We start from the raw sequence: 21,549 nt of genomic DNA on the forward strand, positions 1-21,549 counted from the left end.
GCCGCGCCAACGAGGCGCTGCGCCGGCTCGAGACGACGCTCGACGCGCTGGACGCCGCGCTCACGGCCTGACGGCGGCGCCGGAGCGCACCGCTCGTCAGGGGTGAAACTGCCCCGGCAACACCCACAGCAGCAGCGCCGTCATCGTCAGGTAGCGCGCGAACTTGCCGATCGCCATGTAGAGCAGGCAGGGCCAGAACGGCAGCCGCAGCCAGCCAGCCACCGCACACAGCGGGTCACCGACCACCGGCAGCCAGCTCAGCAGGCAGGCCGGCGGGCCGAAGCGCTCGAGCCACTTCAGCACGCGCGCGTCGGCCGGCCTGTGCTTCACGCGCTCGTAGGCACGCTCGGCGCCGTAACCCATCCACCACGTGACCGCGCCGCCGAGCGTGTTGCCGGCGGTGGCCACCAGCACGGCCGGCCAGAACAACTGCGGGTCGAGCTTGACCAGGCCGAACACCGCCGGCTCCGAACCGAACGGCAGCAGCGTGGCCGAGACGAAGGCGACGACGAACACCGTGCTCAGGCCGAACTTCGGCAACGCGAGCACGGCGAGCATCGATTCGAGCCAGCTCTCCATCGATGTGGATTGTCGATGCAGCGCAGCAAGCAGCGCCACCGATCGGTGCCCGACCTGCCCGGATCGCGCCGCTATACTCTGCCCTCTTTTTAAGCACACCGCCTCCCGTGTCTCCCCTGCGCATCGGCTCGATCGAGCTCCCGAACCGGCTGTTCGTGGCACCGATGGCGGGCGTCACCGACCGACCGTTCCGCCAGCTGTGCAAGCGGCTCGGCGCCGGCTATGCGGTGAGCGAGATGGTCACCTCGCGCAAGGAACTCTGGCACAGCCTGAAGACCTCGCGGCGTGCCAACCACGACGGTGAGGTCGCGCCGATCGCGGTGCAGATCGCCGGCACCGAGCCGCTGATGATGGCCGAGGCCGCCGCCTACAACATCGACCGCGGCGCGCAGGTCATCGACATCAACATGGGCTGCCCGGCCAAGAAGGTCTGCAACGTGTGGGCCGGCTCGGCGCTGATGCGCGACGAGTCGCTCGCGCTGCGCATCGTCGAGGCGGTGGTCACCGCCTGCGCGCCGCACGGCGTGCCGGTGACGCTGAAGATGCGCACCGGCTGGAACATGCAGAACCGCAATGCGGTGGCGCTGGCGCGCGGCGCCGAGTCGCTCGGCATCGCGATGCTGACGGTGCACGGCCGCACGCGCGAGCAGGGCTACGCCGGCTCGGCCGAACACGACACCGTGCGCGCGGTGAAGACCGCGGTGCAGGTGCCGGTGGTCGCCAACGGCGACATCGACTCGCCCGAGAAGGCGCGCGACGTGCTCGCCGCAACCGGCGCCGACGCGGTGATGGTCGGCCGCGCTGCGCAGGGGCGGCCGTGGATCTTCCGCGAGATCGCGCACTTCCTCGCCACCGGCGAGCGCCTGCCGCCGCCGCGTACCGCGCAGGCCAAGGCCTGGTTGATCGAACACCTGCACGACCACTACGGCCTGTACGGCGAATACGCCGGCGTGCGCACCGCGCGCAAGCACATCGGCTGGGCAGTGCACGCGTTGCCGGGCGGTGCCCTGTTCCGCGCCCGAATGAACACACTGGAGCGCTGCGAGGCGCAAGTCGCCGCTGTCGGCGATTTCTTCGATGCCCTCGGGGTCGAGCATGAGCTGCTGCCGCAAGCAGCAGCGGCGCTCGAACCGTCCTTCGAACAAGAGGCTGCATGACCAAGAAGCACATCGACGCGTGCATTCGCGAGGGCCTCGATGCCTACTTCAAGGACCTGCGCGGCGCCGATCCGCGCAACATCTACGACATGGTGCTGCAGGTGGTCGAGAAGCCGCTGCTCGACGTGGTGATGCAGCACGCCGAAGGCAACCAGTCACGCGCCGCCGAGTGGCTGGGCATCAACCGCAACACCCTGCGGCGCAAGTTGCTCGAGCACAAGCTCATCAAGCCCTGAGCGCGCCGTACTCCGTTTTCCGCCCCTACCCCGCTTCCACGACCGCCATGGCCACCGCCCTCCTCTCCGTTTCCGACAAGACCGGCATCGTCGAACTCGCCCGGTCCCTGCATGCGCTGGGCGTGAAGCTGCTCTCGACCGGTGGCACGGCCAGGCTGCTGGCCGACAGCGGCCTCCCGGTCACCGAGGTGGCCGACCACACCGGCTTCCCCGAGATGCTCGACGGTCGCGTGAAGACGCTGCACCCGACCATCCACGGCGGCCTGCTGGCGCGCCGCGACCTGCCGGCGCACATGGCCTCGCTGGCCGCGCACGGCATCGAGACGATCGACCTGCTGGTGGTCAACCTCTACCCCTTCGAGGCCACAGTCGCGAAGCCCGGCTGCACGCTGGAGGACGCGATCGAGAACATCGACATCGGCGGACCGGCGATGGTGCGTTCGGCCGCCAAGAACTGGAAGGACGTGGCGGTGCTGACCGACGCCTCGCAGTACGCCGGCGTGCTGGCCGACCTGCAGCAGGACGGCCGGGTGAGCGAGAGCACGCGCTTCGCGCTTGCGGTCGCGGCCTTCAACCGCATCAGCAACTACGACGCGGCCATCAGCGACCACCTGTCGGCGCTGCGCCCCGACGGCACGCGCGCCGAGTTCCCGGCGCAAAGCAACGGCCGCTTCGTCAAGCTGCAGGACCTGCGCTACGGCGAGAACCCGCACCAGAGCGCCGCGTTCTACCGCGACCTGCACCCGGCGCCTGGCTCGCTGGTGAGCGCCGTGCAGCTGCAGGGCAAGGAGCTGTCGTACAACAACATCGCCGACGCCGATGCGGCGTGGGAGTGCGTGAAAGGCTTCGACGCTTCCGTCGACGGGCCGGCCTGCGTGATCGTCAAGCACGCCAACCCCTGCGGCGTGGCCCTCGGCGCCAACGCGGCCGAGGCCTATGGCAAGGCCTTCCGCACCGACCCGACCTCCGCGTTCGGCGGCATCATCGCCTTCAACGTTCCGGTCGACGGCGCGGCAGCGCAGGCGATCGCGAAGCAGTTCGTCGAGGTGCTGATCGCCCCCGGCTATACCGACGAGGCGCGCGCCGTGTTCGCCGCCAAGGCCAACACGCGCGTGCTGCAGATCTCGCTCGACGGCGTGCAGCGCGACGCGCCCGACGCCTGGTCGCGCGGCCTCAATTCGCACGACATCAAGCGCGTCGGCTCGGGTCTGCTGATCCAGAGCGCCGACAACCACGTGCTCGGACTGCAGGACCTGAAAGTCGTCACGAAGCTGGCGCCGACCGACGGACAGCTGGCCGACCTGCTGTTCGCGTGGAAGGTGGCCAAGTTCGTCAAGAGCAATGCCATCGTGTTCTGCGGCGACGGCATGACGCTCGGCGTCGGCGCCGGCCAGATGAGCCGGCTCGACAGCGCGCGCATCGCCAGCATCAAGGCCAGCCACGCCGACCTGAGCCTGGCCGGCTCGGCGGTCGCGAGCGACGCCTTCTTCCCGTTCCGCGACGGCCTCGACGTGCTGGCCGATGCCGGAGCGCGCAGCGTCATCCAGCCCGGCGGCAGCCTGCGCGACGACGAGGTGATCGCCGCCGCCAACGAACGCGGCATCGCGATGGTGCTGACAGGTGTGCGTCACTTCAGGCACTGAGCACGGCCGGCAGCGGGGCCCTGTGGCGCGTGCTCCGAATAGCAGGGGACCATGTCCGCCGCCGCCGACTCGGTAGGCCTGCTGCTGTCCTTCCTGGCACGGCTCATCACCGGGGCGCAGGGGCACTGGTACGGCTGCCCGCCGAAGGCAGAGCAGCGCATCTACTTCGCCAACCACCAGAGCCACCTCGACTGGGTGCTGATCTGGGCCGCGTTGCCGCGCGACCTGCGCGCCCGTACGAGGCCGATCGCCGCGAAGGACTACTGGACCGCCAGCCCGCTGCGCCACTGGATCACGCGCGAGGTGTTCAACGCGGTCTACGTGGCGCGCCAGCGCACGGACGACCAGGACCCGCTCGAGCCCCTCGTCGAGGCCCTGCGAAGCGGTGACTCGCTGGTGATCTTCCCCGAGGGCACGCGCAGCAACCGCGGCGACCCGCAGGCCTTCAAGAGCGGCCTGTACCACCTGGCCGAGCAGTTCCCCACGGTGCAGTTGATCCCCGCATGGATCGACAACGTGCAGCGCGTGATGCCCAAGGGGGAGGTGGTGCCGGTGCCCATCCTGTGCTCGGTGACCTTCGGCGCGCCGCTGGCGCCGCTGACGCCCGGCGAGAGCAAGCGCGACTTCCTCGACCGCGCACGCGCGGCCGTGGTCGTGCTGAAGGACGTCGCGGCATGAGCGGCTTGCGGCAGCTCAGTGCCTCGCAGCAGGTGGGCCTGCTGTTCCTGCTGGTGTTCGGCGCGCTGCTGCTGATCAGCGCCGTGGCCCTGCTGCGCTCGCTGCGCGAGCGCGGTGAAGAGAGCCGCGACCGGCACGAACGGTTCAAGCGCGAGCTGCGCGCCCTGTGGATCGGCGCCTCGGTGTTCTGGCTCGCCTGGGTGTCGGGTGCGGCGGGGGCGACACTGCTGTTCGGCGTGCTCAGCTTCCTGGCGCTGCGCGAGTACATCACTCTGATGCACACGCGGCGCAGCGATCACCGCAGCCTGATCCTGGCCTTCTTCATCGTGCTGCCGCTGCAGTACCTGCTGGTGGCCAACCGCAATTTCGACCTGTTTTCGGTCTTCATTCCGGTCTACATCTTCCTGGCGATCCCGGTGGTGAGCGCGCTGGCCGGCGACCCGGAGCGCTTCCTCGAGCGCAACGCGAAGATCCAGTGGGGCATCATGGTCTGCGTCTACGGCATGAGCCATACACCGGCGCTGTTGCTGCTGCAGTTTCCGAACCGCGAGGATCGCGGGGCCTTCCTGGTGTTCTTCCTGGTGCTGGTGGTCGCGGTGGCCCACATCGCTCAGGAGGCCGCGAGCCGGCGCCTGCGCCGCCGCCCCGTGGCGCGCCACATCAGCCGCAGCTTCAGCTACCGTGCCTGGCTGATCGGCGCGCTGGTGGCGGCGATCGTCGGCGGTCTGCTGTACTGGATCACACCCTTCAAGCCGGGGCAAGCGATGGTGATGGCGCTGATCGCCAGTGCCTGCGGCACGATGGGCGAGTTCGTGATGAAGGCGCTCAAGCGCGACGCCGGCGTGCACTACTGGGGCAACCGCGCCTCGGTCACCGGTGCGGTGGGCCTGCTCGACCGCGTGGCGCCGCTGTGCTTCGCGGCGCCTGTGTTCTTCCATTCCGTGCGCTGGTACTTCAACCTGAGCTTCTGATGGCGACACGGATCCTCGGCATCGATCCAGGGCTGCGCACCACCGGATTCGGCGTGGTCGAGTGCGAGGGGTCGCGGCTGCACTACATCGCCAGCGGCACGGTACGCACCGACGCGCTGCCGAACGGCGACCTGCCGGGGCGGCTGAAGATCATCTTCGAGGGTGTGCGCGAGGTCGCGGCGCGCTACCAGCCGGACTGCGCCGCGGTCGAGATCGTGTTCGTCAACGTCAATCCGCAATCGACGCTGTTGCTCGGTCAGGCCCGGGGCGCGGCACTGGCGGCGCTGGTGTCGGGCGATCTGGCCGTGGCCGAGTACACCGCGTTGCAGATGAAGAAGGCGATCGTCGGCCACGGCCACGCCCGCAAGGAGCAGGTGCAGGCCATGGTGGCGCGGCTGCTGTCGCTGCCCGGTGAGCCGAGCCGGGACGCAGCCGATGCGCTCGGCCTCGCGGTCTGCCATGCGCACGCGGGCGCGTCGCAGGCGGCGATCGCCGCCGTCAGCCCGCTGGCGCGGCGCGCCCATGCGCAATACCGCAAGGGCCGCAGCTATTGACCGGCGCCGAGGCCGGTCGGCGGCGATCAGCCGCGCCAGACGACGTTGTGGCGCCGGAAGAGATCGCGCAGGCCTGTGCCGTTGTTGAGGTCGATCAGGCGGCGCTGCATCACCTGCGCCAGGTCGGTCGCGCCGCGCTTCACGGCACAGCCGACCACCCAGCCGTTGCGCGGCGCTCGCGGGATCGGCGGCAGCGGCACGATCTTGTAGCGCGGCTGGCCGGCGAGCGTCGCCTCCAGTTCGGAGGCCAGGCCGGCGGCCGCCACCACCTCGCCGGAGAGCAGGGTCTTCGCCGCTGCCACGCCGTCGGCGTGCTGGGTGCTGAGCGTGTCGCGGAGGGCGCCGGAGTCGGCGCTGGCCAGCAGGTAGCCCGGCAGGGACACGCCCGCCACCGCGATCTTCTGCCCGCGCAGGGCCTCGATGGTCTCGGGCGTCGGACCGCGCTCGCTGTCCCAGGCCAGCATGACCGTCTCGCGGTAGTAGGCGCCGAACACCTCCACCTGCGGATTGGCCTCGATCAGCGGGCGGTCCATCGGCACATGCAGCATCACGTCGGCCGGACCCCAGCCGAGGTAGTGGCCGCGCCAGACGGCGTTGCGCAGGTCGTCGCCGACGCTCTCGCCGGCCGGGATCGGCAACAGGCTGAGCGGCACGCCCACGCTGTCGGCCAGCACCGCGGCCAGATCGACATCGACGCCCTGACCGTTCAGGTTGAACGGCGGCATGTCCTGGTAGACCGCCACCACCAGCCTCCCGCTGCGCCGCACGCGTTCCAGCGCGCTGCCCTCGGCACGGAGCGGCGCGGACAGCGGCGCCAGTGCCGCGGAGGCCCCCAGCAACCGGCGACGGGAGATCACAGCGGCTTCTCGCGGCGGGTTTCGAGGTAGCTCTTGATGGCCCAGACCGCTTCCTGCTGCATCACGCCCTCGAACGGCGGCATGTAGACGGCGCCGTTGCGGGTGCGTCCGTGGCGCACCGTGGTGGCGTAATACTCGTCCATTTCCTTCACGCAGGCGGCCTTCTTCTTGTCGTCCTTCAGCGTGGCGCATTCGCCGTCGAGCTTGCGCAGATCGGGAGCGATCCCGCCGGAGATGGCCTCCAGGCCATGGCAGCGGGCACAGTTCTGGTTATAGGCCGAGGTGCCGATCTTGATGGCCTCGTCGTTCTTGCGGTACGGATTCTCGGCGCGCCATGTATCACCGAGCGCGGGGAGCGACTGGGTATCGACGGCCTGCGGCGTGACGTCCCCGTGGGCGTAGGCGCCCGCGGCGCCGGCGATCAGGCTCAGCGCGACGAGATGGCGCAGGCACTGGGTACGAAAGTTCATAGAAAGATGCTCCAAATCAGAGGGACAGTCCGAGGGTGCAAGTGATGTGCCATCGCCACAGTTCTGCCCCGAACCCCTGCTCGTGACGGTTCACACCGTCATTTTGCTCCACACTGGAGCATACTGACGCTCCCCATGGATGTGCCGCAGGGCCAGGCTGGCACGGTGACAGGGGGACGATTCAGGCAGTGACGACAAGGCGTTCAAACGCCTAGGCAATGGACACACAGCAGAGGCGGCTGCCGGCCGCCCGAGAGGCTGACGCCCCCAAGGAGACACGATGACCGCATCCCCCACCGCCACGCGCGCTGCCCAGCGTGACAGCCGGCGCCCGTCCGGGTTCGGCCATTCCGCGACGAGCGTCTGGCTGCCGCCGGACCCGGGTCACGTCGACACCATCGCGCAGTCGCATGAACGCTGTGCCTCGCTGCGGCTGAGCCCGATCCGGCCGCCGGACCACACCCCGCTGATGCGCTCGGATCTGGCGGTGGCCCGGGAGCGCAACCGCTGTCTGTCGCTCCATGCGGTGCCGGTGATGGAGATGCTGCTGGAGCAGATTCTCGCGACGCAGAGCATGGTGCTGCTGACCGACGTGCAGGGCACGGTGCTGCATTCGATCGGTCACGACGACTTCCTGACGCGTGCGTCCAAGGTCGCGCTGGCGCCGGGCGTCAACTGGAGCGAATCGAGCAAGGGCACCAACGCCATCGGGACCGCGCTGGTCACCGAAACGCCGACCATCGTGCATGCCGACGAGCACTTCGTCCACGCCAACCAGTTCCTGACCTGCTCGTCCTCGCCGATCTTCGATCCGCGCGGCAACCTGGTCGGCGTGCTCGACGTCAGCGGCGATCACCACTCCTTCCACGTCCACACGATGGGCCTGGTGAAGATGTCGGCGCGCATGATCCAGAACCACTGGCTGATCGAGGACAGCCACCAGACCCTGCGCCTGCATTTCCACCTGCGTCGCGACTATCTCGGCACGCTGATGGAAGGCATCGTCTCCGTCGGGCAGGACGGCAAGCTGCTGGCCGCCAATCGCGCCGCACTGGACATGCTGCGCCTGTCGGGCGCGGCCTTGCGGATGAACACGGTCACCGGCCTGTTCGGCGTGTCGCTCGGAGCGCTGGTCGACCATTTCGGCTCGACGCTGTCGACGCCACTGGAGCTGAGCCTGCCCGACGGCCGCCAGATCCATGCGAACGCCCGCTTCAATGGCACCGGCTGGCACCAACTGGGCCGCGCCCGTGACGATCAGCCGGAGGCGCTCGCCCACGAGGCGGCCCGCGAGCCGGCCGCCCGCGACGCGCTGCCCGACACCGCTCGCGAACCGACGGCCCATCCCAATGCCGTGCCGCCGTCGCCGAGCCTGCGACAGCTGCAGACCGGGGATGCGCGCATGGACGACGTGGTCACGCGCGTCAAGCGAGTGCTCGACCGCGACATCCCGGTGCTGATCCAGGGCGAGACCGGCACCGGCAAGGAAATGCTGGCCCGCGCGATCCACCAGGGCTCGCGCCGCGCCAGCGGCCCCTTCATTGCCGTCAACTGCGCATCGATCCCCGAGACCCTGATCGAGTCGGAGCTGTTCGGCTACGAGGAAGGCGCGTTCACCGGCGCGCGCCGCAAGGGCGCCGTGGGCAAGGTCCTGCAGGCGCACGGCGGCACGCTGTTCCTCGACGAGATCGGCGACATGCCGCTGGGCCTGCAGGCGCGGCTGCTGCGGGTGCTGCAGGAACGTGAGGTCACGCCGCTCGGTGGCACGCGGGCGCTGCCGGTCGATGTGTCGGTCATCAGCGCGACCCATCAACCGCTGCGAGAACTGATCGACCGCAAGCAGTTTCGCGAGGACCTGTACTACCGCTTGAACGGCCTGGTGGTGCAGTTGCCGGCGCTGCGCGAGCGCACCGACCTGCTGGCGCTGACCGAGAAGCTGCTCAAGCGCGAGTGCCGTGGTCGTCTGCTGCGCCTCGACGCCGAGGTGTTGCGGCTGATGCAGGCTTGCCGCTGGCCGGGCAATATCCGCCAGTTGGCCACCGTGCTGCGCACCGCGGTGGCGATGGCTGGCGACGATGCCGTGATCACCGTCGACCACCTGTCCGAAGACTTTCTGCAGGATGCGCGTCGCACACTGGACGAGGAGCCCGCCTCGGTCGCCGCCTCTCGGCCGCCGGTGAGCATGGCCCAGCACACTAACCCGCAACCCTCGGACGCGGCAGCACCCGACGGCCTCGGCAGCGCCCAGGTCGGCGAAGCGCCGGGCGGACGCAGCACGCTGCACCAGCTCGAGCACGACACCGTCCGCCGCGCGCTGGCCGAGGCCGGCGGCAACATCTCGGTCGCCGCCCGGCGACTGGGCATCAGCCGCAACACGATCTACCGCAAGCTCTACTGGCCGCCAGGCGCCGGCCGTTGAGCGCCACCGGGTGCAGTGCCGGCGAAAACCAGGTCCGGACGGATCTGCGTCGGCGCCGGCACCGCGCCGTGGTCAGAGCTCGACCAGGCCGTTCTGCGCCGCCAGCCGCAGCAATTGCAGGTCGTTCGCTGCACCCAGCTTCTGCCGGATCAGCGACATGTAGTTCAGCACCGTCTTGTCGCCGAGGTGCATGGCCTCGGCGATCGCACGCGTCGCGAGGCCCTGGGCGGCCAGCCGCAGCACATCGAACTCGCGCGGCGTGAGCTGCCGCAGCGGCCCGCCGCGCTCCACTTCCAGGGGATCGAGCATCGCCTCGACCAGTTCGCTGGAAAACACCCGGCGGCCCTGAGCGACCTGACGCACCGCATCCAGCATCGCCTGCGGGTCGGAGTCCTTGGTCAGGTAGCCCAGCGCACCGGCGCGCAAGGCCTGCAGTGCATAGCTCTGCTGGGCGTGCATCGTGAACACCAGGATCCGCAGCGAGGCCAGCCGGGCGCGCAATCTCTGGATGGCCTGCAGGCCGCTGTCGTCCTTCAGGCTGAGATCGACGACGGCGACGTCGATCTGCTGCAGGCGCAGTTGCTCGCAGGCCTGAGCCGAGGTGGCGCAGGCTGCGACCACGCACATGTCGGGCTCGGCATCGATGAGCTGCCGGTACCCCGCCCGCACCACCGCGTGATCGTCAAGCAGCAAGACGTGTATCAAGCATTTCTCCCTCGAGTGACTCGGTGACGGCGACGGCCGGCACCGGCACCCAGACTTCGACGCACAGGCCAGGACCGGCGTTGTCGACCAGTCGCAATCCGCCACCCACCATGGCCAGGCGCTCGCGCATGCCGAGCAGGCCGAGGCCACCCCGCGGCAGCGCACTGGCGCGGCCGCAGCCATCGTCGATCACCCGCATCCGCACACGCTGCACGGCCGGCACATCGATACGAACCTGCACTTCGCCGGCGCCGCTGTGTCGGTAGGCGTTCGTCAACGCTTCCTGCAGGCTGCGGTAGAGCGCGAGCGCGGCATCCTCTGGCAGTGCCGGCAGCGGCACGGCGATGTCGGCCCGGATCGTCACCGTTGGGTGATGAGCCCGGGCCCGATCGATCAAGCCCGCCAGTTCGTGCGCCAGTCCTTCGGCCTCGAGCCCGTGCGGCCGCAGCCGGCTCAAGAGCGTGCGCAGCTGCAGTCGGATGCATCCCAGCGAAGCGACCATCTGGTCCGCGCAGCGCGCCAGCTCTACCGGATCAAGCCGTGCGGCATGGCGCTGAAGCAGCGAAGCCGTGGCCGACATGGCGGTCAGATGCTGGCCGAACTCGTCGTGCAGGTCGCTCGCCAGCCTGCGCCGCTCGCGCTCCTGCACGTCGATCAGTCGCTGGGTGAGCCGGCTCTGCTCGCACCGCGCCGTGGCCAGTCCGGCGGCGAGCTCGTCGATGCCCCGCGCGATAGCCGCGTACTCGCGCAGCCTCAAGGCCGGGAAGCCCGGTTCCGGCTGGCCGGCCTGCAGCCGGGCCAGTCCGGCACACAGCACGCTGGCCGGCGCCAGCGCTTGGCGCACGATCCACCACACGCCGAACAGCATCGCCCCGCCGGCCACGAGCAACAGCAGCAGCAACGGCAGCACATCGCCCAGTACCTCGTCGATCTCGCTGTCGGGCGCCGGTTCGACGATCAGCGTTCGCGGACCGATCGCGATGCGGTGCTGGGCCACGGGCTTTCCCGCGGGCGCCAGCCGGCGAGCGTAGTCGTGGAGCAGTGACACCTGCTCCAGGTTGTCCTGACTCGGCTCATCGGCCCAGCGCACCCGCAGGTGCCGTGCATGCCCCTCCGCGAGCAGGGCCTGCAGCCGGAGTTGGCTGTGCGCGTCGCCGAGGTTTGCCTCCGCAGCAGTCGACAGCAGTTCCACCACCGCGTTGGCGCCCTGCATCTCGTCCTGGATGCCCGAGCGCAGCGCCACGGCGGTGTAGACCAGCGTGATCCCCAGCCACAGCGCCGCGAGCAAGGCGAGCCAGACCACGAGGCGCTTGCTCAAGTCCATGGGTGTCTCCTTTGCTACGTCGATCGCATGCACACCGGGCAGGCAGCAATCGTCATTCCTGACCCGATCGCGGCGAGCGGGAGGATCTCCCGATCTCGCGCGGGCGATCTCCCGATACACCGTGGACCCCGCTTCCTAGACTCCGGCTCGCTCGTACACCACAACATGAGGAGATACCGATGAGCAAGCATCCCGTCCGTCACGCCCTGTCCGTCGCAGCGGCGCTGGCCGTCCTGGGACTGTCCCAGGGTGCGCACGCCGTCAAGAACGTCACCTGGGAAGACATCTCGAACGACGACCGCACGAGCACCGACGTCCTGAGCTACGGTCTGGGCCTGAAGGCCCAACGCTACAGCCCGCTGAAGCAGATATCGACCGCCAACGTGCAGAAGCTCGTCCCGGCATGGAGCCACTCCTTCGGCGGCGAAAAGCAGCGCGGCCAGGAAGGCCAGGTGCTGGTGCATGACGGCGTGATCTACGCGACCAGTTCCTACTCTCGCTTCACGGCGCTCGACGCGAAGACCGGCCGGCAGCTGTGGACCTACGAACACCGCCTGCCCGACGACATCCGTCCGTGCTGCGACGTCGTCAACCGCGGCCCCGCCATCTACGGCGACAAGGTCTACTTCGGTACGCTCGACGCACGCGTCGTGGCGCTGGACCGCGCCACCGGCAAGGTGGTGTGGAACGAGAAGTTCGGTGACCACAAGGTGGGCTACACGATGACCGGCGCGCCCTTCATCGTGAAGGACAAGAAGTCCGGTCGCGTGCTGCTGATCCACGGCTCGTCGGGCGACGAGTTCGGCGTCGTCGGATGGCTGTTCGCACGCGATCCCGACACCGGCGCCGAGGTCTGGGCTCGCCCGATGGTCGAGGGCCACATGGGCCGCCTGAACGGCAAGGACAGCACGGTGACCGGCGATGCGAAGGCCCCCTCGTGGCCGCGTGACAAGGACGGCAAGCTGGTCGAGGCGTGGCACCAGGGCGGCGGCGCGCGTGGCAGACCGCGTCGTTCGATGCCGAGAACAACACCATCGTGATCGGCACCGGCAACCCGGCGCCGTGGAACACCTGGAAGCGCACGAAGGAAGGCGACGACCCGCGCAACTGGGACAGCCTGTTCACCTCGGGTCAGGCCTACGTCGATGCGTCGACCGGCGAACTCAAGGGCTTCTTCCAGCACACGCCGAACGATGCCTGGGACTTCTCGGGCAACAACTCGATCGTGCTGTTCGAGTACAAGGACCCGAAGTCCGGCAAGCTGGTGAAGGCCGGCGCGCATGCCGACCGCAACGGCTTCTTCTTCGTGACCGACCGCGAGAAGCTCGCGACCGGCGCCGGCTATCCGAACAAGCCGACCGCGCTGCTCGGTGCGTGGCCGTTCGTCGACGGCATCACCTGGGCCAAGGGTTTCGACCTGAAGACCGGCAAGCCGATCGAGAACAACAACCGTCCGCCGGCCCCCAAGCCCGGCGCCGACAAGGGCGAGTCGATCTTCGTGTCGCCGCCGTTCCTGGGCGGCACCAACTGGATGCCGATGAGCTACAGCCCGGACACCGGCCTGTTCTACATCCCGGCGAACCACTGGGCGATGGACTACTGGACCGAGCACCTGACCTACAAGGCCGGCTCGGCCTACCTCGGCCAGGGCTTCCGCATCAAGCGGCTGTACGAGGACCACGTCGGCACGCTGCGGGCAATCGACCCGGTGACCGGCAAGATCGCGTGGGAACACAAGGAGAAGCTCCCGCTGTGGGCCGGCACGATGACGACGGCCGGCGGCCTGCTGTTCACCGGCACCTCCGACGGCTACGTGAAGGCCTTCGACAGCAAGACCGGCAAGGAACTGTGGAAGTTCCAGACCGGCTCGGGCGTGGTCTCGGTCCCGGTGACCTGGGAGCAGGACGGCGAGCAGTACGTCGGCATCCAGTCGGGCTACGGCGGCGCCGTGCCCCTGTGGGGCGGTGACATGGCCGAGATGACCAAGAAGGTCACGCAGGGCGGCTCGATGTGGGTCTTCAAGCTGCCCAAGTAGGCAGACCCCGCTCGTGAGGGGCGGACCGGCGACCCCGCCGGCCCGCCCCTTCGTCCTCACTCCCCTTCGGCCGACGACAACATGACCTCCTCATCCCTGCGATCGCTGCACGCAGTCGCCGTGCTGGTGACGCTGACGGCGGCCCTCGCCGGCGTTCGACCCGTCCAGGCGACGGAAGACGACGGCAACGCCGCCGCGCCCGACTACCTCAACGGCTGCGGCATCTGGCCGCACACGCGCTGCCCCGGCGTCGACCTGCGCGGCGCCGATCTGTCGGCCCGCAATCTGGCCGGTGCCGACCTGCGTGGCGCCAATCTGGCCGGCGCGGACCTGCGCGTCGCCAACCTGGCCGGTGCCAATCTCGACGGCGCGAATCTGGCCGGGGCGAAGCTCGGCAAGATCAATGCGCCCACCGCCACCTTCCGCGGCGCGAATCTGGCCGGCGCGACCTGGAGTTCGCGCGCGTGATGCGCTGCGACTTCAGCGATGCCGACTTCACCGGCGCGAATCTGGAGATGGTCCGCGCCGCCTTCTCCTGGTTCGTGCGCGCGAAGATCGTCGACGCCAACCTGCAGGAGGGCAAGTTCAGCACCGTGAACTTCACCGGCGCGACGATGAAGGGCAACGTGCTGCGCTTCGCCATCTTCCCGGACTCGACCTTCGATCAATGCACCGGTTGCCCCACGGACTGGTAGGCCATGCACTCACCCATCACGAGCATTCCCCGCGGCGTCGCAACGGCCCTTCGCACGACAGCGCTGACCGCCGCCCTGATCGGCGCGGCCGGCGTCGCGGCGCAGCAGGGGTCGACAGAACCGATCACGACGCCGGTGACCATCGATCTCTCGGCCTTGCCGGTGCTTGGCGCGCCATGGCGCGAAGACAACCCCTATCGCGGCGACGCGCAGGTCGCCGAGATCGGGCGCGCGCTCTTCAATCAGGCCTGCGCCCGCTGCCATGGCGATGACGGCAATGCCACCCATCACGTCGGCACCGACCTGCGGCGCCTCGACAGCTACTGCTTCGCCAAGATCAAGGACCTGGCCGCCCGCCGTCACTGCCTGCGCGACAACGATCACTACTTCAAGGAATCGGTGCTGCGCGGCAAGATCCGCGTCGGCGTGACGCACATGCCGCCCTGGGAAGGCGTGCTGACGCAGGAAGCCGTGTGGTCGCTGAAGACCTTCCTGGAATCCCGCAGGCCGTGAGAACGGTACCGGTCGGCCACGAAAAACGGCACGGACGCGCGAGCGTCCGTGCCGTGCAACGCGCCCGGTCATCCCGGGCGTGGTACTCGCTCAGTTCACTTCGGCAGCTTGAACACCCACACGGTGCCGCCCTGCTCCAGGAAGTTGACCTTCTTGGCCACGTCGCCACCCCACAGCGGCACGGCGCCGCCCCAGCCGGAAACGACCGAGACGTACTGCTCGCCGTCCTGCTGCCAGGTGACCGGCGGCGCCACGACTCCCGAACCGGTCTGGAATTCCCAGACGACCTTGCCGGTCTTCGCGTCGGCGGCCTTCAGGAAGCTTCCGGCGTGCCCCAGAACACCAGGTTGCCGGCCGTCGTCAGCACACCGCCCCACAGCGGCGCGTTGTTCTTCACTTCCCAGACGGTCTTGCCGGTCTTCGGGTCGATCGCACGCATCGCGCCGATGTACTCGTCGTTGATCGTCTTGATCGTGAAGCCGGCGCCCAGGTAGGCCGCGCCCTTCTTGTAGGTCACGGGCTCGTTCCAGATCTCCATGCCCCACTCGTTCGACGGCACGTAGAACAGCTTGGTGTCCGGCGAGTAAGCCATCGGCATCTGGTTCTTGCCGCCAAGGAAGGACGGCGCCGCGAACACCGAGTTGCCCTTCTTGCCGTCGGCACCCGCGGTCGGGTCGCCCGGACGGTTCTCCGGCACGTAGTTGGGACGGCCGGTCTTCAGATCGATGCCGGTGGCCCAGGTGATCTTCTTGACGAAGGGGAAAGCGTTCTCGAGCTTGCCGTTGGCGGCGTCGATCACGTAGAAGAAGCCGTTGCGGTCGGCCTTGCCGCCGACGCGCTTGCCGTCCATGTCGAAGGTGACGAACTCGTTCACGCCGTCGAAGTCCCAGCCGTCGTGCGGCGTGGTCTGATAGTGCCACTTGATCTGGCCGGTCTTGACGTCGATCGCGACCGTCGCGCACGAGAACAGGTTGTCGCCGGGACGCAGGTGGCTGTTCCACGGGCCGGGGTTGCCGGTGCCGAAGTAGGCCAGGCCGGTCTTGGCGTCGTAGGTGCCGCCCAGCCAGGTGGCCGCGCCGCCCGACTTCCACATGTCGCCCGGCCAGGTCTTGCCCGTCGTGCCCGAGATGCCGATCTCGGTCTTGTTGCCGTCCTTGTCGAACTTGTAGCCCATGTGACCTTCGACGGTCGGGCGGATCCAGACCATCTTGCCGGTCTTGGGATCGCGCGCCTCGACGCGTCCGACGATGCCGAATTCGCCGCCGGACACACCGGTCAGCAGCAGGCCACCGGCGATCAGCGGGGCGGCGGTGTAGCTGTAGCCGGCCGCGTAGTCGTCGATCTTCTCCTTCCAGACCACGTCGCCGGTCTTCTGGTCGAGCGCGACGAGCTGGGCGTCGAGCGTGCCGAAGATGACCAGGTTGTCGTACAGCGCGGCACCGCGGTTGATCACATCGCAGCAGGGCATGATGCCTTCGGGCAGGCGGTGCTCATACTTCCAGAGCTTGGTGCCGGTCTTGACGTCCAGCGCGTAGATCCGCGAGTAAGACGCCGTGACGAACATCTTGCCGTCATGAATCAGCGGCTGCGATTGCTGCCCGCGCTGCTTTTCGCCGCCGAACGAGAAGGCCCAGGCCGGCACCAGCTTCTGCACGGTCGAGGTGTTGACCTGCTTGAGCGGGGAATAGCGCTGCCCCTGCGAGCCGATGCCCCAGCTCAGAACGTCGTTCGGGGTCTTGGCATCGTTGTCGATCATCGCGTCGGTGACGCCGGCGGCCTGGGCGCCAACACTGGCGCAGGCGGCAGCCACCAACAAAGAAAGCAGGTGCAGACGCATAGTTTTGTCTCCTCGGGGGGTGAGACGCGTGCGACACGACATGGCCGCTAAAGCGCGTTCTGACTCCCAGAGGGCAAGGCCCGTGCCACGGACCGATCGGGAGAATTTCCGGGTTTGACTGCGGGTTTCACCGCAATCCGGTGTCCGGGCTGTCTCCGCGTGGAGCACCGCCTGCTTCAGCGCGCCTGGAGCGATTTGAGTTCGTAGGCAGGGTAAAGGTGTACCACGTTGCGCGGGTATTCGGTCGCGAACGCCGCCCAGTTGCGGAACTCGGCCGGCACCGGCTGTGCCAGCACCTCGGTCATCTCCGAGCCTCTCTGTGCCGCCGCGCCGAAGCTGCCGTCCAGCCAGCGCAGGTAGCGCCGGGTCTGCTCGATCCCGCGAGCGTCGCCGACCACCGGCCCGTGACTGGGCACCAGGGTCTTGAACGGCTGCGCCGCCAGCGCATCCAGGCTGGCCAACCAGTCCGGCAGCCTGGCGTGGGGCGTGGTCGGCACCCGGTCGACGAACACCAGGCCGCCGGCGAACACCACACCCGAGATCCGGTCGACCAGCACCAGATCGGAGGCGGTGTGCCCCTTCAGCTCCCGCAGCTCGAAGCGCGGGTTCCCAGCGAGCAGCGGCCCCGGCACCACCGTGCGATCGGGCAGCAGCGCCTCGGTGGCCTTCATCCAGTCGCCGCAGAGGCGGTAGAGGTTGTCCTCGTAGGACTTGGCTTCGGCCCGCATGCCCTCGATCGTGGCGGAGGTCGCCAGGCGCGGCACGTCGGCGAAGGCCTGGTTGCCGAGGAAGTAGTCGGGGTGGAGATTCAGGTGCAGCACCTGCTTCACCGGCTTGCCGGTGGTGCGCCCGACCAGCGCCCGCAGCTGTTCGCCGTAGCGTTTCGATGGCCCGGTGTTGATGACGATGACACCATCATCGACGACGATGAAGCCAGTATTGATGATGTTGCAGCCGTTGGCGCGCGAAAAGTCGGCATTGGCGCCCTCCACCACATAGACGTCCGGCGCCAGCGCCCGCGCGCTGAGGCGGTAGTCCAGCGTGGTCGGATCCGCCTGCGCCACCGCCCCCATTGCTGCACCGCAAAGCAAAACGCCGAGCAAAGCCCTGCCCCAGGCCAGCAGACGCCGCGGGTTCGGCTCCGCCGGCCCGCCAGCGTCGCCCCTCGAGGGAGAGCGGCGCAGCCGCAACGGGGGTGATTCATATGATTTGCCCGTCGATGCGGTTGCCGTTGTTGTCGACCCCGGTCACACGGAACGGCCCCGGCGGTCGGCCCTGGAAGTCGAACGAGAACACGGGGTTCTCGCTGATCGGTTCGTAGGTCGACAGGCGCAACAACTCCACGCCCCCCCCGTCGGTGACGGCCATGCGGCGCAGATAGAACGCCGGAATGCCGCCCACCAGGCCGGTGTCCATCGGATGCATCACCCGCACACGCAGCCGCGCACCCGGCGCCTCGACGGCATCGCCGAAGAAGCGTCCGCTCACCTGGCCGAGCGTCTGCGACCAGCTGCCGTCCTGCCGGGTCACGCCGGCCACCGTGCAGCCGCCCCCCGACGATTCGACCCAGGTGCCACCGACATGCCAGACGCCATCGCGGGTGCGCGCCGCGGCGCGCACGGCGCTGGCCTGCTCCAGCTTGAAACGGAAGGAAATGGCGGCCCGGGTCCCGTCCAGCGGTTCGAACTCCAGCACCTTGCGGATCGGATTGCGGTCCACCAGCACGACGATCTGCTGGATGTCGGCCAGGTCCGGCGCCGAGACCGTGATGGGCACGACCATCGGGTTTTCCGCCATCGTCGGCCCCTTGACCTGCACGCGCGGGTCGAACTCGACCCGCGACTTCGCACCCAGGAACTCCTTGACCATCTCGGGCCACTGCGCCGAGCGATAAGGGTCACCACCGTACTCGTCGGTGGCCGCACGGGCCGGCAGCACGCAGGCCGCGGCGGTCGCCAGCACCAGGTGTCGGCGCTGCAACTTCGCATCTGATGGGAACATCTTTGCCTCCTGGAGCGATGCAAAGGCAAATTGCAGGCCATCCCGACCGGCGGCCTGCCGCTGAAGGTCAGGACCGCCAGATGCTGATCAAGGTCAGGATGATGTGCTTGAAGATCGTGATGTTGAAGGCCCCGAGCGCGAACACGATGGTCCAGCGCCAGGCGGCGCGCGCCACATCCATGTAGCGGTCCTCGCCGCTGCTGACGTACAGCGCGAACGTGACCGCAGCCGTACCCCCGGTCCCCATCAGCAGCACCCCGACGATCCACCAGAAGACAGTCATCGCTCGTATCTCCGTTCACACCATGCGCGCCAGGCGCTCGAGGATCAGAACCGCAAAGAAGCCCAGCGCTGCCACCACCGTCCACTTGACGATGCGCAGGCCGATGTCACGCCAGCGCGCTTGGCCGGTGCCCGCATACATCGCGAAGCACAGCACGCCGGCAACCAGCAGCAGCAACAGGATCCATCGAAACACCAGCATGGGCGGCAGTCTAAGCGGGACGGCGGCCGGACCGACCGGCGCCGCGGCTACCAGGCCGGCGGCAGTTCGGCGAAGCCGCGCGGCGCATCGGCCTCGCGCGCGAACGTGGTCATCTCGTAGGCCGTCGGATCGGCGAACAGCGCACGCAGCAGCGTGTTGTTCAGCGCGTGCCCGCCCTTGAACGAGGTGTAGCTCGCCAGCAGCGCGTGGCCGGCGATGTGCAGGTCGCCAATGGCGTCGAGCAGCTTGTGCTTCACGAACTCGTCGTCATAGCGCAGCCCGTCGGCGTTAAGCACACGGTGGTCGTCGACGACGATCGCGTTGTCCATGCTGCCGCCCAGCGTCAGGCCACGCGCGCGCATCGCGTCCACGTCCTTGGCGAAGCCGAAGGTCCGCGCTCGCGCAATGTCGCGCTGGTACTGACCCTCGCCGAACTCGAACTCCACGCGCTGGCCGGTCTGGCTCACCGCCGGGTGGTCGAACACGATCTCGAACGCGAGCTTGTAGCCGTGATAGGGCTCGAGACGGGCCCACTTGGCACCGGGCCCCTCGCCGTCGCGAACTTCCACGGTCTTCAGCACGCGGATGAAGCGCTTGGGCGCCTTCTGCAGCTCGATGCCCGCGTTCTGCAGCAGGAACACGAAGCTGGAGGCCGAACCGTCGAGGATGGGCATCTCGTCGGCCGTGATGTCCGCCAGCAGGTTGTCGATGCCCAGCCCGGCGCAGGCCGACATGAAGTGCTCGATCGTCTGCACCTTCGGGCCGCCCGGGTCGCCCCCGGGCGAAATGCTGGAGGCCATGCGCGTATCGCACACCGCGTCGAAGCGTGCCGGGATGTCCACCGGGCTCGGCAGATCGACACGCCGGAACACGATGCCCGTGTCGGGCGCCGCCGGCCGCAGCGTGAGCTCGACCCGCTGCCCGCTGTGCACGCCCACCCCGACGGCGCGCGTGATCGACTTCAGGGTGCGTTGCTGCAGCATGCTGTCATTGTAAAAAGCGCAGCCCCGACCGGCTTGCAGGGCCGCGCTATCACCTCGTTAGCAACTTTCCACCGCACGTTGCCTTCACCGAGCAGGCGCCGCGGGTCCGGCTCCGCCGGCCCGCCAGCGCCGCCCCCTCGAGGGGGAGCGCCGAAGGCGCAACGGGGGTGGTCGTCATCAATCGGCTTGCTTGCGCAGGAACGCCGGGATCTCGATCTCGTCCATGCCGTTGCTCGCCAGCGCATCCACCTTCGCCGCGGCCTGGGTGCGCCCGCTGCGCCACACGCTCGGCACCTGCATGCCGGCGTAGTCGTGCTGGGTCGGCGCGGCGGACAGCCCGCCCTGCGTGTGCAGCGGCTGGTTCAGCACCGGGATGTTGTCGGTGCCGGTCCGCTGCAGCGTGGCGTTGTGCACCACCGTCATCGGCGCCTGCACACGGCGGGCCGGCGCGAGTCCGGTGGCGATCACGGTCACGCGCAGCTGGTCGCCCAGGCTCTCGTCGTAGGCGGCGCCGAAGATCACGTGGGCGTCTTCCGCGGCGTAACGGCGGATGGTGTTCATCGCGTTCTTGCTCTCGCTCAGCTTCAGGCTGGCGCGGCTCGCCGCGATCAGCACCAGCACACCGCGCGCGCCCGACAGGTCGATGCCCTCGAGCAGCGGGCAGGCCACCGCCGAGTCGGCCGCCTTGTTGGCGCGGTCCGGTCCGGTCGCGATCGCGGTGCCCATCATCGCCTTGCCGGGCTCGCTCATCACCGTCTTCACGTCCTCGAAGTCGACGTTGATCGACGCATCGATGTGGATGATGTCGGCAATGCCGCCCACGGCATTCTTCAGCACGTCGTTGGCCTGCTTGAAGGCCTGGTCCTGCGACACGTCGTCGCCCAGCACCTCGAGCAGCTTCTCGTTGAGCACCACGATCAGCGAGTCGACGTTGGCTTCCAGCTCCTGCAGGCCGGCCTCGGCCTGCCTTCATGCGCCGGCCGCCCTCGAAATCGAAGGGCTTGGTCACCACGCCCACCGTCAGGATGCCCATCTCCTTGGCCACGCGCGCGATCACCGGCGCGGCGCCGGTGCCGGTGCCGCCGCCCATGCCGGCAGTCAGGAAGATCATGTTGGCGCCCGCGATCGCGTCGCGGATGCGGCCCTCGGCTTCGTCGGCCGCGGCCTTGCCGGCGGCCGGCTTGGAGCCCGCGCCCAGGCCGGTGCTGCCGAGCTGGATGAGCTGGTCGGCCTTGGAGCGGTGCAGCGCCTGCGCGTCGGTGTTCGCGCAGATGAACTCCACGCCCTGCACGCCCTCGTTGATCATGTGCTCGACAGCGTTGCCGCCGCCGCCGCCCACGCCGATCACCTTGATCTTCGTGCCGAGCTCGAATTCTTCAATCATCTCGATGGCCATGGTGGACCTCCT

The 21,549-nt window shown here is 68.7% G+C and carries 20 protein-coding genes and 3 pseudogenes; 11 read left to right on the plus strand and 12 right to left on the minus strand.

The window, feature by feature from the left end; translation table 11 throughout:
• Positions 1-96: 96 nt before the first annotated feature.
• A complete protein-coding gene (locus tag x551_RS05435) occupies positions 97-579 on the minus strand; it encodes a YqaA family protein (RefSeq protein ID WP_011828087.1) in 483 nt (160 codons plus the stop codon).
• 116 nt (positions 580-695) lie between these two features.
• On the opposite strand from x551_RS05435, the gene dusB reads away from it, so the two are divergent.
• The 6 genes from dusB to ruvC are packed head-to-tail and all read left to right on the plus strand — an operon-like array spanning position 696 to position 5,818.
• Positions 696-1,736, plus strand: a complete 1,041-nt coding sequence (gene dusB, locus x551_RS05440; protein WP_036233908.1) for a tRNA dihydrouridine synthase DusB — start codon at positions 696-698, stop codon at positions 1,734-1,736.
• Positions 1,733-1,972 (plus strand): Fis family transcriptional regulator, encoded by a 240-nt coding sequence (locus x551_RS05445; protein WP_036233906.1) that lies wholly within the window; start codon positions 1,733-1,735, stop codon positions 1,970-1,972. The genes dusB and x551_RS05445 overlap by 4 nt, the downstream gene beginning before the upstream one ends.
• Before the next feature lie 47 nt (positions 1,973-2,019).
• Entirely contained in the window at positions 2,020-3,615 is a 1,596-nt protein-coding gene (gene purH, locus x551_RS05450) for a bifunctional phosphoribosylaminoimidazolecarboxamide formyltransferase/IMP cyclohydrolase (RefSeq protein WP_011828085.1), read from the plus strand.
• 51 nt (positions 3,616-3,666) lie between these two features.
• On the plus strand, positions 3,667-4,293 hold the full coding sequence (locus x551_RS05455; protein WP_011828084.1) for a lysophospholipid acyltransferase family protein: 627 nt from the start codon (positions 3,667-3,669) through the stop codon (positions 4,291-4,293).
• Entirely contained in the window at positions 4,290-5,264 is a 975-nt protein-coding gene (locus tag x551_RS05460) for a phosphatidate cytidylyltransferase (protein ID WP_011828083.1), read from the plus strand. The genes x551_RS05455 and x551_RS05460 overlap by 4 nt, the downstream gene beginning before the upstream one ends.
• Positions 5,264-5,818 carry a crossover junction endodeoxyribonuclease RuvC gene (gene ruvC / locus x551_RS05465; protein ID WP_011828082.1) on the plus strand — a complete coding sequence of 185 codons (555 nt, stop codon included), beginning with the start codon at positions 5,264-5,266 and terminating at the stop codon, positions 5,816-5,818. The genes x551_RS05460 and ruvC overlap by 1 nt, the downstream gene beginning before the upstream one ends.
• A gap of 26 nt (positions 5,819-5,844) precedes the next feature.
• On the opposite strand, the gene x551_RS05470 is transcribed toward ruvC, so the two are convergent.
• Entirely contained in the window at positions 5,845-6,675 is an 831-nt protein-coding gene (locus x551_RS05470) for an ABC transporter substrate-binding protein (RefSeq protein ID WP_036233904.1), read from the minus strand.
• Positions 6,672-7,145, minus strand: coding sequence for a cytochrome c-550 PedF (gene pedF, locus x551_RS05475; RefSeq protein WP_036233902.1), 474 nt, complete (start codon positions 7,143-7,145; stop codon positions 6,672-6,674). The genes x551_RS05470 and pedF overlap by 4 nt, the downstream gene beginning before the upstream one ends.
• 280 nt (positions 7,146-7,425) lie before the next feature.
• On the opposite strand from pedF, the gene x551_RS05480 reads away from it, so the two are divergent.
• Positions 7,426-9,564 (plus strand): sigma-54-dependent Fis family transcriptional regulator, encoded by a 2,139-nt coding sequence (locus x551_RS05480; protein WP_036233900.1) that lies wholly within the window; start codon positions 7,426-7,428, stop codon positions 9,562-9,564.
• A gap of 72 nt (positions 9,565-9,636) precedes the next feature.
• Here the strand turns inward: x551_RS05480 and x551_RS05485 are convergent, their stop codons facing one another.
• Together x551_RS05485 and x551_RS26975 are read right to left on the minus strand one after the other, a co-directional pair.
• Positions 9,637-10,269: a response regulator transcription factor gene (locus x551_RS05485; RefSeq protein WP_193373376.1), complete on the minus strand. Its 633-nt coding sequence runs from the start codon at positions 10,267-10,269 to the stop codon at positions 9,637-9,639.
• Entirely contained in the window at positions 10,247-11,593 is a 1,347-nt protein-coding gene (locus x551_RS26975; protein WP_051511862.1) for an ATP-binding protein, read from the minus strand. Before x551_RS26975 ends, x551_RS05485 begins: the two co-directional genes overlap by 23 nt.
• A 179-nt stretch (positions 11,594-11,772) precedes the next feature.
• On the opposite strand from x551_RS26975, the pseudogene x551_RS05495 reads away from it, so the two are divergent.
• From x551_RS05495 to x551_RS05505, 4 genes and pseudogenes are all read left to right on the plus strand, one after another.
• Positions 11,773-13,628 (plus strand): annotated as a pseudogene (locus tag x551_RS05495) (methanol/ethanol family PQQ-dependent dehydrogenase).
• Positions 13,629-13,748: 120 nt separating this feature from the next.
• Entirely contained in the window at positions 13,749-14,096 is a 348-nt protein-coding gene (locus x551_RS26420; RefSeq protein ID WP_253950304.1) for a pentapeptide repeat-containing protein, read from the plus strand.
• On the plus strand, positions 14,096-14,323 hold the full coding sequence (locus tag x551_RS26425) for a pentapeptide repeat-containing protein (RefSeq protein ID WP_216701304.1): 228 nt from the start codon (positions 14,096-14,098) through the stop codon (positions 14,321-14,323). The genes x551_RS26420 and x551_RS26425 overlap by 1 nt, the downstream gene beginning before the upstream one ends.
• A gap of 3 nt (positions 14,324-14,326) precedes the next feature.
• Positions 14,327-14,836, plus strand: coding sequence for a c-type cytochrome (locus x551_RS05505; RefSeq protein ID WP_036233159.1), 510 nt, complete (start codon positions 14,327-14,329; stop codon positions 14,834-14,836).
• 95 nt (positions 14,837-14,931) lie between these two features.
• Here the strand turns inward: x551_RS05505 and x551_RS05510 are convergent.
• The 7 genes and pseudogenes from x551_RS05510 to ftsZ all read right to left on the minus strand — a co-directional run bounded on the left by x551_RS05510 (position 14,932) and on the right by ftsZ (position 21,537).
• Positions 14,932-16,673, minus strand: a pseudogene (locus tag x551_RS05510) (PQQ-dependent methanol/ethanol family dehydrogenase).
• Between the two features lie 176 nt (positions 16,674-16,849).
• Complete coding sequence (locus x551_RS05515; protein ID WP_051495765.1) at positions 16,850-17,746, minus strand: quinoprotein relay system zinc metallohydrolase 1; 897 nt, start codon at positions 17,744-17,746, stop codon at positions 16,850-16,852.
• Positions 17,747-17,873: 127 nt separating this feature from the next.
• Positions 17,874-18,674, minus strand: a complete 801-nt coding sequence (locus x551_RS05520; protein WP_011828071.1) for a quinoprotein dehydrogenase-associated SoxYZ-like carrier — start codon at positions 18,672-18,674, stop codon at positions 17,874-17,876.
• Between the two features lie 67 nt (positions 18,675-18,741).
• Entirely contained in the window at positions 18,742-18,957 is a 216-nt protein-coding gene (locus tag x551_RS05525; protein WP_011828070.1) for a hypothetical protein, read from the minus strand.
• Between the two features lie 15 nt (positions 18,958-18,972).
• Positions 18,973-19,158, minus strand: a complete 186-nt coding sequence (locus x551_RS05530) for a hypothetical protein (protein WP_011828069.1) — start codon at positions 19,156-19,158, stop codon at positions 18,973-18,975.
• 47 nt (positions 19,159-19,205) lie between these two features.
• Entirely contained in the window at positions 19,206-20,141 is a 936-nt protein-coding gene (gene lpxC / locus x551_RS05535; protein ID WP_011828068.1) for a UDP-3-O-acyl-N-acetylglucosamine deacetylase, read from the minus strand.
• A gap of 177 nt (positions 20,142-20,318) precedes the next feature.
• Positions 20,319-21,537 (minus strand): annotated as a pseudogene (gene ftsZ / locus x551_RS05540) (cell division protein FtsZ).
• Positions 21,538-21,549: the final 12 nt, after the last annotated feature.

Origin of the sequence: Methylibium sp. T29 (genome assembly GCF_000576205.1) — a bacterium.
Lineage (GTDB): Bacteria > Pseudomonadota > Gammaproteobacteria > Burkholderiales > Burkholderiaceae_C > Methylibium > Methylibium petroleiphilum.

Bases quoted from the DNA above. Each gene is read 5' to 3' on its own strand.
- x551_RS05435 (WP_011828087.1), bottom strand. From the start codon at position 579: ATGGAGAGCTGGCTCGAATCGATGCTCGCCGTGCTCGCGTTGCCGAAG.
- x551_RS05445 (WP_036233906.1), top strand. From the start codon at position 1,733: ATGACCAAGAAGCACATCGACGCGTGCATTCGCGAGGGCCTCGATGCC.
- purH (WP_011828085.1), top strand. From the start codon at position 2,020: ATGGCCACCGCCCTCCTCTCCGTTTCCGACAAGACCGGCATCGTCGAA.
- x551_RS05455 (WP_011828084.1), top strand. From the start codon at position 3,667: ATGTCCGCCGCCGCCGACTCGGTAGGCCTGCTGCTGTCCTTCCTGGCA.
- x551_RS05460 (WP_011828083.1), top strand. From the start codon at position 4,290: ATGAGCGGCTTGCGGCAGCTCAGTGCCTCGCAGCAGGTGGGCCTGCTG.
- ruvC (WP_011828082.1), top strand. From the start codon at position 5,264: ATGGCGACACGGATCCTCGGCATCGATCCAGGGCTGCGCACCACCGGA.
- pedF (WP_036233902.1), bottom strand. From the start codon at position 7,145: ATGAACTTTCGTACCCAGTGCCTGCGCCATCTCGTCGCGCTGAGCCTG.
- x551_RS05480 (WP_036233900.1), top strand. From the start codon at position 7,426: ATGACCGCATCCCCCACCGCCACGCGCGCTGCCCAGCGTGACAGCCGG.
- x551_RS26975 (WP_051511862.1), bottom strand. From the start codon at position 11,593: ATGGACTTGAGCAAGCGCCTCGTGGTCTGGCTCGCCTTGCTCGCGGCG.
- x551_RS26425 (WP_216701304.1), top strand. From the start codon at position 14,096: ATGCGCTGCGACTTCAGCGATGCCGACTTCACCGGCGCGAATCTGGAG.
- x551_RS05505 (WP_036233159.1), top strand. From the start codon at position 14,327: ATGCACTCACCCATCACGAGCATTCCCCGCGGCGTCGCAACGGCCCTT.
- x551_RS05515 (WP_051495765.1), bottom strand. From the start codon at position 17,746: ATGGGGGCGGTGGCGCAGGCGGATCCGACCACGCTGGACTACCGCCTC.
- x551_RS05520 (WP_011828071.1), bottom strand. From the start codon at position 18,674: ATGTTCCCATCAGATGCGAAGTTGCAGCGCCGACACCTGGTGCTGGCG.
- x551_RS05525 (WP_011828070.1), bottom strand. From the start codon at position 18,957: ATGACTGTCTTCTGGTGGATCGTCGGGGTGCTGCTGATGGGGACCGGG.
- x551_RS05530 (WP_011828069.1), bottom strand. From the start codon at position 19,158: ATGCTGGTGTTTCGATGGATCCTGTTGCTGCTGCTGGTTGCCGGCGTG.
- lpxC (WP_011828068.1), bottom strand. From the start codon at position 20,141: ATGCTGCAGCAACGCACCCTGAAGTCGATCACGCGCGCCGTCGGGGTG.